The organism is Paraburkholderia sp. A3BS-1L, assembly GCF_051125215.1.
GTDB lineage: Bacteria > Pseudomonadota > Gammaproteobacteria > Burkholderiales > Burkholderiaceae > Paraburkholderia.
On sequence record NZ_CP120442.1, the window covers coordinates 1,567,060 to 1,583,397 of the forward strand.

The 16,338-nt window shown below is 62.1% G+C and carries 12 protein-coding genes and 3 pseudogenes; 11 read left to right on the forward strand and 4 right to left on the reverse strand.

What is annotated here, in order from left to right:
* Positions 1 to 176 precede the first annotated feature (176 nt).
* The 4 genes and pseudogenes from P5W99_RS07050 to P5W99_RS07065 form a co-directional block, all read left to right on the forward strand.
* A pseudogene (locus P5W99_RS07050) lies at positions 177 to 366 on the forward strand (LysR family transcriptional regulator); the annotation flags it as partial.
* An 814-nt stretch (positions 367 to 1,180) separates the two neighbouring features.
* Positions 1,181 to 1,612 carry a hypothetical protein gene (locus tag P5W99_RS07055; protein ID WP_434662326.1) on the forward strand — a complete coding sequence of 144 codons (432 nt, stop codon included), beginning with the start codon at positions 1,181 to 1,183 and terminating at the stop codon, positions 1,610 to 1,612.
* A 42-nt stretch (positions 1,613 to 1,654) separates the two neighbouring features.
* Positions 1,655 to 2,208: pseudogene (locus tag P5W99_RS07060) on the forward strand (protein mobD); the annotation flags it as partial.
* 51 nt (positions 2,209 to 2,259) lie between these two features.
* A pseudogene (locus tag P5W99_RS07065) lies at positions 2,260 to 2,459 on the forward strand (IS256 family transposase); the annotation flags it as partial.
* A 55-nt stretch (positions 2,460 to 2,514) separates the two neighbouring features.
* Here the strand turns inward: P5W99_RS07065 and P5W99_RS07070 are convergent.
* From P5W99_RS07070 to P5W99_RS07085, 4 genes are all read right to left on the reverse strand, one after another.
* A complete protein-coding gene (locus tag P5W99_RS07070; RefSeq protein WP_421023874.1) occupies positions 2,515 to 3,444 on the reverse strand; it encodes a D-2-hydroxyacid dehydrogenase in 930 nt (309 codons plus the stop codon).
* A gap of 18 nt (positions 3,445 to 3,462) precedes the next feature.
* Positions 3,463 to 4,173 carry a GntR family transcriptional regulator gene (locus P5W99_RS07075; protein ID WP_421023875.1) on the reverse strand — a complete coding sequence of 237 codons (711 nt, stop codon included), beginning with the start codon at positions 4,171 to 4,173 and terminating at the stop codon, positions 3,463 to 3,465.
* Positions 4,174 to 4,204: 31 nt separating this feature from the next.
* Complete coding sequence (locus P5W99_RS07080; protein WP_421079585.1) at positions 4,205 to 6,076, reverse strand: TRAP transporter large permease; 1,872 nt, start codon at positions 6,074 to 6,076, stop codon at positions 4,205 to 4,207.
* 77 nt (positions 6,077 to 6,153) lie between these two features.
* Positions 6,154 to 7,182 (reverse strand): TRAP transporter substrate-binding protein, encoded by a 1,029-nt coding sequence (locus P5W99_RS07085; RefSeq protein WP_421025208.1) that lies wholly within the window; start codon positions 7,180 to 7,182, stop codon positions 6,154 to 6,156.
* A gap of 239 nt (positions 7,183 to 7,421) precedes the next feature.
* On the opposite strand from P5W99_RS07085, the gene P5W99_RS07090 reads away from it, so the two are divergent.
* The 7 genes from P5W99_RS07090 to P5W99_RS07120 are packed head-to-tail and all read left to right on the forward strand — an operon-like array spanning position 7,422 to position 16,335.
* On the forward strand, positions 7,422 to 8,903 hold the full coding sequence (locus P5W99_RS07090; RefSeq protein ID WP_421023876.1) for an NAD-dependent succinate-semialdehyde dehydrogenase: 1,482 nt from the start codon (positions 7,422 to 7,424) through the stop codon (positions 8,901 to 8,903).
* A 15-nt stretch (positions 8,904 to 8,918) separates the two neighbouring features.
* Positions 8,919 to 9,743 carry an HpcH/HpaI aldolase family protein gene (locus P5W99_RS07095; protein WP_434662329.1) on the forward strand — a complete coding sequence of 275 codons (825 nt, stop codon included), beginning with the start codon at positions 8,919 to 8,921 and terminating at the stop codon, positions 9,741 to 9,743.
* Positions 9,744 to 9,763: 20 nt separating this feature from the next.
* On the forward strand, positions 9,764 to 10,945 hold the full coding sequence (locus P5W99_RS07100) for an acyl-CoA dehydrogenase family protein (RefSeq protein ID WP_421079420.1): 1,182 nt from the start codon (positions 9,764 to 9,766) through the stop codon (positions 10,943 to 10,945).
* Between the two features lie 12 nt (positions 10,946 to 10,957).
* Positions 10,958 to 12,736 (forward strand): FAD-dependent oxidoreductase, encoded by a 1,779-nt coding sequence (locus P5W99_RS07105; protein ID WP_434662332.1) that lies wholly within the window; start codon positions 10,958 to 10,960, stop codon positions 12,734 to 12,736.
* Positions 12,729 to 13,952 (forward strand): CaiB/BaiF CoA transferase family protein, encoded by a 1,224-nt coding sequence (locus P5W99_RS07110; RefSeq protein ID WP_421079422.1) that lies wholly within the window; start codon positions 12,729 to 12,731, stop codon positions 13,950 to 13,952. Before P5W99_RS07105 ends, P5W99_RS07110 begins: the two co-directional genes overlap by 8 nt.
* Complete coding sequence (locus tag P5W99_RS07115; RefSeq protein ID WP_434662335.1) at positions 13,949 to 15,589, forward strand: GMC family oxidoreductase; 1,641 nt, start codon at positions 13,949 to 13,951, stop codon at positions 15,587 to 15,589. The genes P5W99_RS07110 and P5W99_RS07115 overlap by 4 nt, the downstream gene beginning before the upstream one ends.
* The gene (locus tag P5W99_RS07120; RefSeq protein ID WP_421023882.1) at positions 15,586 to 16,335 is read left to right on the forward strand and encodes an electron transfer flavoprotein subunit beta/FixA family protein; all 750 of its coding nucleotides are present in this window, start codon (positions 15,586 to 15,588) and stop codon (positions 16,333 to 16,335) included. The genes P5W99_RS07115 and P5W99_RS07120 overlap by 4 nt, the downstream gene beginning before the upstream one ends.
* The last annotated feature ends 3 nt before the right edge of the window (positions 16,336 to 16,338 follow it).

A 16,338-nucleotide genomic window follows, 5' to 3' on the forward strand; every position in this document is an offset into this window, starting at 1 on the left:
CAGGGCCGACCGAGGCGATTGCGCAAGCCATACCACGGGGGAGGCGGCGTGGCGTTGGGCTACCGTTTCTTGCGCATGGAGCCCGGTTCGCAGCGCCCGAGCGGTAGTCCCGACGTGGCCTCGCCCGTCAGCCTTGCGCCGCGTCGGGCGCGTGCACGACGCTGACGAGGGGGAGTATGGTATTCGATCGCCAGCAATTGGAGACCTTCGCCGTTGTCGTAGAACTGGGGCATTTCGGGCGAGCGGCCAGTGCATTGAACATCACCCGCGGTGCGGTTTCTCAACGGATCAATGCACTGGAAGCTTCGCTAGACGCCCCTGTTGGTGCGAGATGGGGCGGTGCCGACACCTGCGGGCGAGGCCCTCGGTATCGATGATCGACGAGACCGACTTGACTAAACGCGCAAATCCGTCGTCCCCGATTTACAGACATTGCATACGGCGCCCAAATCCGGCGGTAGCCTATCCTGCCATCCCTTGTTTCAATGTCGTTTTTTATCTGCTGGCTAAACGCTCTCGGCGAGGTTAGTCGAGAATTTCCGTGAGGTAACCAGTGGCGTCCGCAGGATACTCCCAATAAGTCCGCTGGTCTCTCTTTGCGCGACCGCGTACCGCGCCGCGTAAGTGCGGGATATCGATTGATCGAGTCTGCGTACTGTGCGGGCAAATTCCTGCGTAGTGATCTGATCCACGGCCGATATTTGAATGCCAGATGTCTGCGATGGCGCTGTTGGAGTCGACAATCGCGCGCGCTGAATCGGCAACGTCGATACAGCTTCGGGCGGGTGTTGATTTGCAAAATATGCTGGGTCTTTTCCGAATGCATGCATGGCTATCGGAAGTTCGCAGAGTAAGGGATGTAATCTGCGAGACTATCGTGTCTCTGTCGGCTCGCAGTTCCATTGTGTGCATCACGGTGACCAGAACGATTCAGTCCGTTGCCTGTGATCGTTTTGCGCCTGCACCGTCGTGGGGTCTGCTCGGCATCCCTTCGCTACGTTCTCCGTATATCGGACCGGTCCGTTGCTCGTGCCAGACGCATCCAAAATATTTCTTTTGCTCCAGCGCGATCCGTCTGATTCCCTGACGCTCCGATAGCGAAAATCCGGCGAAGAACAGGTGTTGACTGCGTCTTCCTGAGTGAACAAGATGGGATGGAGAGAGCACGACGGAGCGAGCCATGCCGGTTGCGAAAAGCTATACCCGGGCGCAATGGGATGAGCTTGTCCGCTCTCTGGAGTCACTGCCGGTCAAGCCAGAGGCCGAGCAGCGCGTCTCGATTACCGATGCGATGAAAGAGATGCGTCTGGTGATTGGTGCGGTGCGAAAGAAGGGATATACGCTGGAAGAAATCGTTGAACATGCAAGGAAGAAGGGCGTCGATTTTAGCGTTGGCTCCGTCAAATACGCGTTATACCAATCGAAGAAAGAACAGCCAGCTCGGCAGGCTGCAAAGGAACCGGCGCGAGGCAATGCCGCGCCATCGCCTCGCGTGAAGAGGGTAAGTAAGGCCGATGTACCGCGCGAGGAGGTTGTCAGGGAAAATCAAAAGCAGGATGGGGGAAAGCCAGTCAGCAGGCCCGGAAGCATGGTGATGCGTGACGCGTTCTAATTCGAGATCCGGCCCGACACCGAGAACCTTTAGAGGATTCAAATGGGCATGACGACTTACCCCATCTATCTCGTTGGTGGCAGCAAGGGCGGCGTGGGCAAGAGCTTTGTTGCGCTCGCGCTGGCCGATTATCTGCTACGGCGGGATATTCATGCGGCGCTGGTAGAAACCGATACCGCCAATCCGGACGTAATGAAAGCGGTTCAGGATGAGATACGTTGCATCGCCTATAACCTGGACGATGCAAACGGCTGGATCGGCCTCGTCAATTTCTGCGACGAGCAACGGGACGCTGCGATCGTTGTCAACACGGCGGCACGAGCCAGACCGGTGTTGAGCAGTTCGGCGCGACATTGGCCGGAGCGCTTGCCGAGCTTCAGCGCCGGCTTGTTGTCCTGTGGGTGATCAACCGGCAACGTGACAGCCTTGAACTGCTGAGCGCTTTCAGCGAGACGTTCCCGGATGCGGTGATGAATGTCGTGCGCAATGGTTACTTCGGTCCGGCTGACAAGTTCACGCTGTATCAGGGGTCGCAGCTTCGCCGTTCCCTCGAATCGCGCGGGCACTCACTGGACTTTCCCGATCTTGCGGATCGGGCCTGTCAGTAATTTCGTGTTCAAGGCATATGATGCTCCCCAGGAGAAAATATGCCTCGCAAACAAAAAACCGCACCTGCGGACCTACCGGCGATCCCCGATGAGCTGCTCGAACAATTCGGCAATGGCCCGATGACGGCCGAAGCCATCAATGCCGCGACGCTGGCTCTCAAGAAAGCGTTGATCGAGCGGGCGCTGGGCGCTGAGATGAATCACCATCTGGGCTTCCGTCTGGCGCTGCCAAGCCTGCCGCGACGGCGCGGAGCAGCTTGAAGATGCGCAACACTACCTCGTCGAATTTCGCTCTCAGCGCCGCGCATAATGCTGTTCGATGCCTTGCGCGAGCTGTGTGACGAGCCGCTGCATCGCCACCTGAGTCCGCCATGCGACATGTGGAGTCACGATCAGATCCTTGCGCGCCCTGGCTAACAGCGGATGATTCACCGCTGGCGGCTCCTGCTCGAGGACGTCGAGCGCGGCATTCGCGATGAACTTGCGGTCGAGCGCCTCGATCAGCGCCGCCTCGTCGACAATGCCGCCGCGCGCGGTGTTCACGAGCGACGCGCTGCGCTTCATTCGCTCGAATTCGGCGAGACCGAAGAGATGCTGCGTTTCGTCGGTAAGCGGGCAGTGCAGGCTGATCACATCCGCCTCACGCAGCACCTCGTCGAATGCAGCGTAGCCTTCGCGCACCGCCTTGGCGTGCCTGCGCTCGGCGAAGAGCACACGCATGCCGAACGCGCGGGCCAGTTCGGCGAGTCGCTTTCCACCGTGACCGGCACCGACGATACCTAGCGTCGAGCCATACAGATCCTCGATCGAATGCAGCTCAGCGTAAAAAGTGGCGGAGCCGCTCCAGCGTCCAGCATAGACGTCGTTCCAGTAAGGAACCAGGTTGCGACGCAGCGCGAGCATCAGTGCGAACGCGTGCTCCGGCACGGAGATCGTCGAATAGCCAGGACACGCGACTACTTCGATGCTCCGTTGCCGGCATGTTTCCATATCCAGATGATTGACACCTGCGGCCGGCACGCCGATGACTTCCAGTTGCGGCAACTGCGCGAGCACCTCGCCCGTTAGCGGCACCTTGTTGGTCACGACGATCTGCGCGTCACGGCAGCGCTGCACCACCTGTTCTTGCGTAGTGGAAGAATATTCGACCCAGCGATGCGGGAACGAAAAATCGGGTAGATCGGCCGCCAGCGTCGCGCGGTCCAGAAAGACTATGGTTTTCAACAAGCGACTCCAAGCTCATTAACGATCGGACGGATTGGTGGACACGGTGTCGAGCATGCGCTTCTTGCCCGTCTGCACGTGATTCTCGAAAGCCTGTGCGGCCGCGTCGGCCTGACCCGCGCGGAGAGCCTCGAAAAGCTCGCGGTGTTCCTTCGAAGAACGCTGCATCTGCGTGAACGAGTACACGCCTTTGTGAATATAAAGCGTCAGTTCGTCCTCGACAGCCTGGTTGATCGTGATCAGCCGCGGATTCTTGGTCGCTGCCATGAGTTGACGGTGGAACTCGGTGTTCAGGGTCTGATACAGAGCGGTGTCGCGCTCAGCCACGGCGGAGTCCATCTGCTCGACGAGAATGCTCAGCAACTGCTCCTCGTCGGTGGTCAGACGCAGCGCGGCGAGACGTCCCGCCGTGCGTGCGAGCCCTGCTCGAATCTCGTAGAGATCCATCGCCTCTTCGAGCGACAGTCGCCGTACTTCGGCGCCCCGATTGGGGATGATTCGCACGAGCCCCGCATGTTCGAGCGCGCGCAGGGCCTCGCGCGCCGAATTGCGGCCGACGCCGATCTGGTTTGCGAGCGCCTGCTCGTTCACCCGTTCACCAGGGCGCAAGTCCCCGCGCTGAATCATGGCGCGCACCCGATCGCGAATGTCGTCGAGCTTCGACGCAATCACCTCGGGCGCGCGCGCGTTCACCTTGCCGTTCAGTTCACTGTTGGACGCGTTTTTCATGTCCATTGCCCTTTCTGTGCCATTCGATACCCTATTTTAATTGCAGGAAACCCGTCGAAGCCCACGGCACCAGCACTATCACCATGAGAGCCACCGCCAACGCCCCCAGATAGGGCCACACGCGGCGCATTGCGGTTGACGGATCGACCTTGCTGACCGCGCACGCAGCGTAAAAGCCGAGGCCAAGCGGTGGCGCGAACAGGCCCAGTCCCATCGCGAATACCACGACCATTGCATAGTGCACGTCGGAGATACCCATCGCACGCGCGATCGGGAACAGGAGCGGCCCGAACAGTACGATTGCCGGAATACCTTCCAAGAAGCTGCCGAGCACCACGAACGTAATGGCGGAGATCGCCAGGAAGCCGAGCGAGCCCCCGGGCGCTGCCATCATCAAGGTCGCGAGTTGCGCGGAGAAGCCTGACTGCGTAAGCGCCCATCCCATTGCCGTTGCGCAACCGATGATGATCAGGATCGCGCCGGACAGCGAGGCCGCTTCCACGAGAATGGGATAGAGCCGGCTCCAGTCGAAGCGGCGGTACAGTAACAAACCGACCACGCTGGTGTAAGCGACACCGATCGTCGCCACTTCCGTCGCGGTTGCGATCCCTTCGACCACGGCGGCGCGGATCACGAAGGGCAGCGCGAGCGCAGGCAGCGAGATCATGAATGCGCGGCCCACCTCGGCCCGGGAGGCCCGTTGCACGCCTTGCAGGATTTCCCCGCGGCTTCTGAACCAGACGACTGCCGCGAGTGCTACCGCGCCGACCACCGCCGGCATGAAGCCGCCTGTGAACAGCGCGGCAATCGAAACGCCGGTTACCGACCCAATCGTGATCAGCACGAGACTCGGCGGAATGGTTTCCGACATGGCCGCGGCCGAACTGAGCATTGCGACGAGGTCGCCTTCATTCGCCCCGCGCTTTTTCATTTCCGGGAACAAGCCCGGCGCGAGAGCGGCCATATCCGCCACCTTCGAACCGGAGATGCCGGACACCAGGTACATGGCGCCGATCAGCACATAAGCGAGGCCGCCGCGTTTATGCCCGATCAGCGAGGCGAGGAAGCGGATCATCGCTTCGGCGAGCCCCATCGCTTCCATCAGCGCGCCGAGCAGGATGAACAGCGGGACGGCGAGCAGGATCAGGCTGGACATTCCCTGATTCATCGTGCTCACGACGATCGACAACGGTGCGCCGGTGACGGTTGCGAGATAAGCAAACGTGCACACGCCAAAGGCGACCATGATCGGCACGCCGAGACAGATGATCGTGACCACGCCCACGGCGAAGAAAAGGATCAGGCTGACGGCGGTCAGTGGCGCAAGCGCGTGCCGTGCAAGGTAGAGCGTAATCGCGACCCCGCCCACCAGCGTGACAGCCTTCGCGCAATCGCGCACCGACGAGCGTTCGAGCAACCGGGTGATGGCGAGTACGAGCATCAGCACAGCCGCCACTGGAATGGCGGCCGCCGAAACGGTATTCGGCAGATCCAGTGCCGGCGTACTGATTATCCACTCGTTCATTGCCCAGTCGGTCGCCGGCCGCACCAGCAGCAGCACAAACGTCATCACGATGAAATTTCCAAGCGTTTCCGCAAACGCGCGTTTTTGCGGAGACATCCTGGCGACGAACATCGTCAGCCGCATATGCTCGCCACGCCGCAACGCCACCACCGCGCCCAGCATCGACAGCCAGATGAACAGGATCGACGCGAGTTCATCGCCCCAGATCAACGGATCCTGCAGCACGTAGCGGCAGGTAACGTTGGTGAGCAGCAGCACGACCTCGGCCACCAGCAGCAACGCGGCGGGCACTTCGGTGATCCACTTGATTGCCGTTTCCAGCGCGCTGCCGACGCGCACGACTTTCGATGTCGGATGTCGGTCTTTCGGGACGCCCATGTCTGGGGCGAACACCTGTTCGGGATGAACTTGGGAAGTCATGACTCGCTCTCCGGAAACTCTTCGATGGTCCGCGCTCATGCGAACTTCTGCGTGTACTTTTCGAGCAACGCCCAGGCTTCGTCGCCGTATTTCTTGCGCCACTGATCGTAAAAGCCGGCTTTTTGCAGCGCGGCACGGAACGGCTGGATATCGGGCTTGTTGAACGCCATCCCGTGCGATTGCAACTTTCCGATCAGCGATGTGCTCAGTGCGGCGACGTCCGCGCGTTCAGCCACTGCGGCCGCGTTCAGGTGTTTCGCCACGATGGTCTGCAAGTCCGGCGGCAGCGCGCCCCAAGACCGCGCGTTGCCGAGAAACCAGAAGCCGTCCCAGATATGGCCGGTCAGCGAGCAGAACTTCTGGACTTCATAGAAGCGTCCCGTTTCGATCAGAGCGAGGGGGTTTTCTTCTGCATCAACGACCTTGGTTTGCAGCGCCGAATACGCCTCGCTGAAGTTGATGCTGGTGGGCGAGGCGTCGAGCGCCTTGAACATCGAGGTCCAAAGGGGGCTGACCGGCACGCGAATTTTCAGGCCTTTGAGATCGGCCGGGCTTTGCACCGGCCTGACCGAGCTCGTCAGATGCCGGAAGCCGTTGTCCCACGGTTTCTCCATCGCGACGAGGCCGACCTTCGAGATCGCCGCGCGAATGTAGCTCCCGAGCTCGCCGTCCATTGCTGCCCAGACCTGGTTGTAATCCTTGAACGCGAAGCCGATGCCGTTGATCGCCGAGACCGGCACGAGGGTCGACAGCACCACGCCACCCTGAGTCAGGAAGTCGATGGCGCCCGAGCGAACCTGCGACAGCATGTCTGTATCCGTGCCCATCTGACCGTTCGGGAAAATCTGCAAATCGACACGGCCGCCTGATTCGTTCTTGATGGCGTCCGCCGCTTGTTTCGCGCGAACGTTGAGCGGATGGGACAGCGCGAGGTTGTTCGCGTACTTCAGCTTGAACTGCGCGGTCTGCGCCCGAACGAGGGATGGCAAAGCGACGGTCCCCGTCGCCGCCACCGTGGCGGCTCCGAGGGTTTGAAGAAAGGTACGACGGGAATACGAACTCATTTCGTCTCGCTCCATGAAAGGAAATGCTGAGTGACGCATTCGGCGGTGCCGGTGGCGTTCTTCTTGTGACCTCAGCGACGGAAATGCATACGACTGACAGCATTTCGCTGACACACACTCTAAAAGTGTTGACACTTCTATGTCAAGGTGTTGATATAAGAAAAAGAGTGCATGCAATACGAGCCCGGGAAAGCACCTACAAAGCCGGGAACATCCGCGATACCTATCAGGAGGAGGCAATGGAACTAGAAGCGCACTACCGCGAGCACGGCTTGCTGCTCGGAGGCCGCTGGCAAGCCGCGACGGCTGACAACGGCCAGATTTCCATCAATCCGGCGACGGAACAGCGGCTGGGCTATCTGCCGCTGGCCAGCCGGGCCCAGGTCACGGAGGCCATCGACGCCGCGACCGAGGCCTCAGCCGCAATGCGCAAGCTCACGCCGTGGGAGCGCTCGGCGCTGCTGCGCCGGGCAGCGACGCTGATCCGCGAACGCACGCCGCAGCTCGCGCGAATCGTGGCGCTGGAAACAGGCAAGCCGGTCGCACAGGCCAGTGGGGAAGCCAATGCGTCCGCTGAGTCGATCGACTGGTTCGCCGACGAAGCGCGCCGTGTGTTCGGCATGTCTTACGAAGGTCGCGTCAAGGGCGGACGGTATTTGGTGCATTACGAGCCGCTTGGGGTGGTCGCCGCCTTTACGCCGTGGAATTTCCCGCTGCTCCTGCTGGCCCGCAAGATGGGCCCGGCGCTGGCCGCCGGCAACGCGATCGTGATCCGGCCGTCGAACGAAGCGGCCGGCGCGACGATGGCACTGGTGCGCTGTTTCGTCGATGCCGGTTTCCCCGAGGGCGCGGTGAATCTGGTGATCGGCAAACCCGACACGATTACGCCGACGATCATGGCCGACCCGCGCGTGGCAAAGATCAGCTTCACCGGTTCGGTGCCTGTCGGCCGTCAGATCGTCGAAATGTCCGCGCAGACCCTCAAGAAGGTCACGATGGAACTCGGCGGCCATGCGCCCGTGATCGTGCATCGCGATGCCGACATCGACGCTTTTGCGCATCTCGCGTCACTCGGCAAGTTTCGCAATGCCGGCCAGGTGTGCGCGTCGCCGACGCGTTTTTATATCCACGAATCGATCTTCGACCATGCCGTCAAGGCGCTGGTCGAGCGCTCCAGGGCGCTTCGCGTCGGCGATCCGTTGCAGCAGGACACCGATCTCGGTCCGCTGACCACGTCCAGGCGCCGCGATGCGATCGAAAGTCTCGTCGATGAAGCCGTGAGTGAAGGCGCCAGCGTGCTGTGCGGTGGCCGACGCCCCGCGCAATTCGGTCGTGGCTGGTTCTACGAGCCGACGCTCGTCGCGAACCCCGCTTCGCACATCGGCCTCATGAACGACGAACCGTTCGGCCCGGTCGGGACGCTCACCTCTTTCACGACGATGGACGAAGTCATCACCGAGGCGAACCGGCTGCCGTTCGCACTCGCGGCGTATGTCTTCACGCGCTCGATGCGCAACACCCTGGAAACCACGGAGCGCCTGCAGGCCGGCGTGGTCGGCGTGAATACGTTCGTGGCGTCGACGGCGGAGACGCCATTCGGCGGCAGCAAGGACAGCGGGTTCGGACGCGAAGGCGGACCGAACGCAATCCGCGACTACATGGACACCAAATTCATCAACCTCGAACTGGCGAACGACGAGCCGCTCGACGCCAGCGCCTGAACGGAAGAATCCATCATGCGAAGCATCAAGAATCACGCGAAAGCACAACTCGCCGCGGGTCAACTGGCACTCGGCATGGGGCTGCGCCAGGCCCGCACCGTCGACATCGCGCAGATTGCGCAGACGGCGGGTTTCGACTGGCTGTTCATCGATATGGAACACAATTCGATGGACATCGACACGGCCGCACAGATTTGCGCAGCCGCCCTCGTGGGCGGCGTGACGCCGATCATCCGCGTGCCGGGGCACGAGCCGTTCCACGCGACTCGCCTGCTCGATACCGGCGCGATGGGCATCGTGGTGCCGCACGTGAGTACACCCGAACAGGCCGCGCGGATCGCCGACATGTGCCGCTTCCCGCCTGCCGGCGGACGGTCGATCCCGGGCATGTTGCCGCAGGTCGGCTTCCAGGCTCTTCCCATCGCCGATGTGGTCCGCGCGATCAACGAAGAGGTGCTGGTCGTGGCGATGATCGAAACCCGCGAAGGGCTCGAGAACGCCGACGCGATCGCTGCGGTGCCGGGCATCGACGTGCTGCTGGTCGGCGCGACCGATCTCGCGGCGGATCTCGGTATCACTGGACAACTCGGCCATGTGCGTGTGGCGGCCGCCGTCGACGCCGTGTGCGCCGCATGTCGCCGGCACGGCAAGGTGCCGGGCGTCGGCGGGGTGTACGACGAGGCATTGATGACCGCCTACGTGCAAAAAGGCGCGCGTTTCATTCTCAGCGGCTCGGATCTTGCCTTCCTGATGACGGGGGCGAAGTCGCGTTCGCAGATGTTGCGTGCAATCCCGCTCGGCGAGACGCAACAAGAAATGGCGCAACGCAAGGCGTCCTGATCGGTCAAGAAGGAGACGTCATGAACCCCGAATACGCAAGCAATCTGGTCAACCGGCGCGACCTGAAACCCTATCTGAATGCCGATCAATTCGAATTTCGAGATTCGGTGAATCGCGTGCTGACGCGCCATGCATCGCCGGAATACGTTCGCCAGTGCGACGAAGAGAAACGCTTCCCGCAGGAACTCGTGAAGGTGGCAGCCGAACAGGGATGGTTCGGCATCACGCTGCCAGAAGCGTACGGCGGCGTCGGAGGCTATCTCGACATGGCCGCTTATCTGGAGGTCGTCGCGTATCACACCATTGCGCTCGCGCGCTTCTGGAATGCCAACGTGAACATGGTGGGCGGCGCGCTCGCGCGCTTTGCTACAGACGAGATCAAGACCCTCGTGTTGCCGAAGCTAGCCGAAGGGCGTGCCTTTCTTGCCTTCGCACTGAGCGAAAACGGCTCCGGCTCGGATGCCGCCTCGCTGACGACGCGCGGCGTGGCCGACGGAAACGACTTCGTTCTCGACGGCACAAAGATGTGGATTTCCGGCGCGCTGCAGGCCGACTACATTCTGACCGCGGTGCGCACCAATCCGGAAGCGAAGAAACACGACGGGATCAGCCTGTTCCTCGTACCGAAGGAATCGAGAGGCCTGACCATCAACCCAATCGATTTGCTCGGCGGCCACGCTATCCGGACGTGCGAAGTGGTGTACGACGGAGTACGTGTTCCGAAGGACATGATCGTGGGCGGCCTGCACGTGGGTTGGAAGAAGCTCACCACGGTGCTGTCGAAGGAGCGTATCGCGTTGTCGGCGATGTGTGTGGGCGGCGCGCAGGCGGCGATCGATCTTGCGCGCTGGTATGCGAATGACCGCAAACAGTTCGGGCAGTCCATCATCGACTTCCAGGCCGTGTCGCATCTGCTCGCCGATATGCAGACGCGCGTGGATGCCGCTCGCCTGATGGCGTTTCGGGCGGCGAAGCTGCTCGACGAAGGCGACAGCTGCGACGTGGAGTCGTCGCAGGCAAAGTACTTCGCGTCGGACACCTACGTGCAGGTCGCGACCGACGGCATTCAGATCATGGGTGCCAATGGCTACTCCGCGGAATACGCGATGCAGCGTCACTACCGCGAAGCCAAGATGTTCCAGATCTTCGGCGGCACCAATCAAATCCAGCGCAACATCGTGGCGCGCGGGCTCAAATCGTAAGCGGAGACAGACGTGACGGCAGTTCGGACATTGGAGAAATTGGGCTTTGGCGTCGACTACACGCAAGCCGACGTAGTGGTGGTCGGCGGTGGCGGCGCGGCGTCGCGTGCTGCCGTGTCCGCGGCACAGGCAGGTGCGAAGGTCCTCATGCTGGCCAAGGCGCCGGTCGGACAGGGTGGCAGTACGGTGCACGGCGCCAGCGAAATCATGAGCATGGGGGCATTCGGCTACGGCAGTCCCGACGATAGCGCAACGGTCCACTACGAAGACACGATGCGTCCGGCAGCTGGGTTCATCGACCGCGAGCTGGTGCGCGTTCTGGCTGAGGACGCACCGCAGCGCATCGCTGACCTGATCGAACTCGGCGTGCCGTTCGATCGCATCGACGATGGCTATAAGCTCATTCGCAGCGACTTCGGCAGCTATGCGCGGGCGCTCGGCGTGAAGGGCAAAACCGGCAAAGCCTTCGTCACCGCGCTCGCGGACGAGGCCAGAAGGCTCGGTGTCGAGACCCGTCAACCAGCGGCGCTGATCGACCTTCTACGCGATTCGACAGGGCGCGTGAGCGGCGTGGTCGCGATGGACCTCGATTCGCGGCGGCTGCTGATTGTGTCGGCGGGGGCCGTCGTGCTTGGCACGGGCGGCGCGCACGGTCTGTTCTCGCAGCAGGTGTCGACAGCGGAGATGACCGGCGACGGCCAGGCGATCTGCTTCCGGCATGGCGCAGAACTCGTGAACATGGAATTCCACCAGTTCGGGCCGGCGATGGTGCACCCTTACGTGCAGCTCTTCAGCAAGTCGTGCTTCATCCTGCATCCTAAGATGCTCAATCGCGACGGTCGCGAATTCCTTTCGGACTATCTGCCGACTGGCGTGACGCCCGAGGCTGCGATGGACGAGAAAGTGTTCCCGTTCACCATCTCGAACGAGTCGCGCTACATCGATATCGCGATCGCAACGGAAATCGCGCAGGGCAGAGGCACGGAACGCGGCGCAGTGCATTTCTCTTTCGCCGACATCGCCGAGGAATGCTTGGCGGCCACCATTCCGAACACCCTGCGCTGGATGCGCGCCAAGGGACTCGATCCGAAGCGCGATCTGCTCGACGTCGGGATTGCTTTTCAATGCCTGAATGGCGGTGTCCGCATGACCAACACCGACGCGATGTCGACCATCGAGGGGCTCTTCGTGATCGGCGAACTTGCGGGCGGCGTGCGGGGTCCCGATCGTCCGGGCGGCAACTCGCTTGCCGAAGGTCAGGTTTTCGGTCATCGCGCAGGCGTGAGTGCGGCCGCATTCGCACGCGGCAGCGCGGGGCCGGCCACGTCTGATGTGGCGCCGCTTGCACGGCGCCTCGAAACGGCGCTGAAACCGAATGCGTCGTTCGACGCTCAAGGTATCGCCTCCGATCTGCGTGCAGCGATGCAGGCGCATTGCCTCGTCGAGAAGACGGAAAGCGGTCTGAACATCGCGTTAGCCGCCGCTCGCGAGGCGCGCGCGCAGTTTGCAGCAGGGGGCGGGGCGACGCCCCATCAAGTGATCGATGCGTTGACGATCGACAACATGGCAACGACTGCCGACGTCATCGTGCAGGCGTGTATCGAGCGGCGCGAATCGCGCAGCAGCCACTATCGCACCGATTATCCCGAGCGCGACGACGACCGTTTCAGTCACGCATTGACCATCACGCGCGGTGAGGCCGACCCGTTCCGTCTCACCTTCGACGTGCTCGATTACCCCCGTCCCGAATTCACGGACGCATCGCATTCCCAGGCGGCAAATCATGGATAAGAAGCAAGTCGGCCCGTTGTCGGGCTACCGCATTCTCGATCTCACCGTCATGACCGCAGGTCCGGTCGGTACAGTGCTGCTTGCCGACCTCGGCGCGGACGTGATCAAGGTTGAGGAACCGAACGCAGGTGACCTCTCGCGCAATCTCGGCAATCAATTCGTCGAAGGCGAAAGCGTGCAGTTCCTGTCGCAGAACCGTAACAAGCGCAGCATCCGCCTCGACCTGAAATCGCCGAAAGGACGCGATGCATTTCTGCGCATGGCGGAGCAGGCGGATGTCGTCGTCGAAAACTTCCGACCGGGCACGGTGGATCGGCTCGGCATCGGCTATGAGGCGGTGAAAGCGCGCAATCCGATGATCGTCTATGCAAGCGTGTCGGCGTTCGGACAGAGCGGTCCTTACGCCGCGTGGCCCGCAAACGATCCGATCGTGCAAGCTGTCGCAGGTCTCATGGACATGACGGGCGAAGCCGGCGGCAATCCGGTTCGGCTCGGGGCGCCGTTGCCCGACTTCGGCGCGGCTGCGCTGCTCGCGTTCGGCATCTCGGCGGCGTTGTTGCATCGTGAACGGCATGGCGAAGGTCAGCGCATCGATACGTCGCTGCTGTCGGCTGCGCTTTTCAGCACCATCCCTCGCGACGGCGAGACACTAAGAAGCGGCAAAGCGCCGGAGCGCCTCGGCAGCGGCCATCCGACGATGGTGCCGTATCGCAACTATCAGGGCTCCGATGGCCGCTATTTCTTCGCGGCTTGCTTCACCGAAAAATTCTGGCAGAACCTTTGCAGGGCACTCGGCCGCGAAGACTTGCTGAGCGACGAGCGATTTGTCGGCAACACCGCGCGGACCGCGAATCGGCATGCGCTCGACCTGATCCTCGAACAGCAGTTTCTGCTGCATACCGCCGAGTACTGGGTGAGGCAGCTCAGTGCCGCGGACGTGCCGTGCGCGATGGTGCAGGACTATCACACCGCGTTGACGGAGGACCCGCAGATCGCGCATAACCGCGCGGTCATCCAGATCGAACATCCGCTTGCGGGCACGATAACGAACATCGCGAGTCCGGTGAATTTTCGCGGCAGCCCGGTAGCTTACCGCCGTCCGCCACCTATGCTCGGACAACACACGGCTGAAGTACTTGCCGAATTCGGTTTCGCCGAGGAGGAGATCGCAGCACTCGAAGGTCGTGAACCGGCCGCTGTCGGAGCGAAATCATGAATTCGTACACAGCGGACTACGTGATCGTCGGCGCGGGGACGGCGGGTTGCGTTCTCGCAAATCGCCTCACCGAAGATCCGAACGTCTCAGTGATTCTTGTCGAAGCCGGCGAGCGCGATCGTCACCCGTTCATCCACGTACCGGCCGGCTTCGTGCGATTGCTCGACCATCCAACCGTGACATGGCGCTATCGCACGCGGGCCGACGCCGAGACCGGCGGCCGTGCAATCCTGTTTCCGCGTGGACGCGGACTCGGCGGGTCCAGCGCGATCAACGGCCTGCTTTATGTGCGCCCGTTTGCGGAGGATATCGATAGCTGGGAGCAGTTGGGCGCCAAGGGCTGGACCTTCGACAATTGTCTGCCGTTCTATCGTCGCTCGGAAACGTGGACCGAGGGGAACAGTCCGCAACGCGGCACCGATGGTCCGATCCAGGTCAGCCGGGTGAAGAATCCGCCGGAGATTTGCGGTGCGGTCGTGCAAGCCGCCCAAAAGGCCGGTCTCGAGTTTGTAGACGATCCAAACAGCGACACGCGCGGTCCGTCGATCTGGTACTACCAGCAAACCCGCGACGGACGTCGCCGGTCCAGCGCAGCGCGCGGTTATCTGCGGCCTGCAATGGCGCGGCCGAACCTCACGGTGGTGACCGGCGTGCAGGTGTCCGGGCTCGAAATGAACGGCAAGCACGTGAGCGGCGTCAATGCGACGACGACCGCAGGCGTTTCGATGCAGTTTCGCGCGACCCGCGAGGTCATTCTAAGCGCCGGCGTGATCGGCACGCCCAGGCTGCTCGAAATGAGTGGCATCGGCGATAAGGACGTGCTCGACAATGCGGGCATTCGAACACGCATTGCGTTACCGGGCGTCGGCAACAATTTGCAAGATCACTATGTAGTCCGGCTCGGCTATCGGGTACGGGGTGCAGGTACCGCGAACGAGCGCTCGCACGGACTCGCCCTCGCGCACGAGATGATGCGCTACGTCGTGTCGGGCACCGGCGTACTGACGTATAGCGCGGCGATCGTCGGCGGCTTTGCACAGACGCGGCTCGCAACCCGGTCCGACGTGCAGTTCGTGATCGCGCCAGGCAGCTTCGCCGAAGGACGGATCGGGGTGCTGGAGTCGGAGCCCGGTGTCTCCTGCGGCGTCTGGCAGATGTGCCCGGAAAGCCGTGGGCACGTGCACATCACCAGCAGCGAGATCACGGCAGCGCCGACGATCGCACCGTCATACCTCAGCAGCGAACTGGACCGCAACACGATGGTGGAAGGACTCAAGATCGGCCGCCGGATTTTCGCGCAGCCCGAGGTCGCCCGCTATATCGTCGACGAAACGATACCTGGCCGTCAGGCGGACACCGATGAGGCGTTACTGCAATACGTGCGTGACAATGGCTCGACTGTGTATCACGCGGTTGGCACGTGCCGGATGGGAGAGGACGAAAGGAGCGTCGTCGATTCTGAAATGCGGGTGCGCGGAACGACCGGGCTGCGCATCGTCGACGGGTCGGTGATGCCGTCGATAACCTCGACCAACACTAATGCGACGGTGCTGATGCTGGCCGAGCGCGCAGCTGACATGATCCGTTCGTCAACGGCGGCGCGCCCGGCTTCGACACATTCGAAGGAGACGGTATGAAAGTGCTAGTGGGTGTAAAGCGAGTGGTCGACTATAACGTGAAGGTCCGGGTCAAGTCGGACGGTACGGGCGTCGACTTCGCCAACGTGAAGATGTCGATGAATCCGTTCGATGAAATCGCGGTTGAGGAAGCGGTGCGGTTGAAGGAAGCGGGCGTCGCGACGGAAGTGATCGCCGTGTCGGCGGGTGTGGCGCAGGCGCAGGAAACGCTGCGCACCGCGCTCGCGATCGGCGCGGATCGCGCAGTGTTGATCGAATCCGGTGAAGACCTTCAGCCGCTCGCCGTCGCCAAGCTGCTCAAGGCGCTGGTCGACAAGGAGCAGCCTTCGTTGATCATTCTCGGCAAGCAGGCCATCGACGACGACTCCAACCAGACCGGCCAGATGCTCGCTGCGCTCGCGAATCTGCCGCAGGCGACGTTCGCCTCGAAGGTCGTTGTTGCTGACGGCAAGGCGACCGTGTCGCGCGACGTGGATGGCGGCGCGGAAACGCTGTCGCTGAAGCTCCCCGCAGTCGTGACGACCGATCTGCGGCTGAACGAGCCGCGCTACGTGACGCTGCCGAACATCATGAAGGCGAAGAAAAAGCCGCTGGAAACCGTGAAGCCGGAAGACCTGGGCGTGGACGTGACGCCGCGTCTGAAGACGCTGAAGGTCAGCGAGCCGCCGAAGCGCTCGGCTGGCGTGAAGGTGGCCGACGTGAAGACGCTGGTCGAGAAGCTCAAGACCGAAGCCAAGGTGCTTTGATTT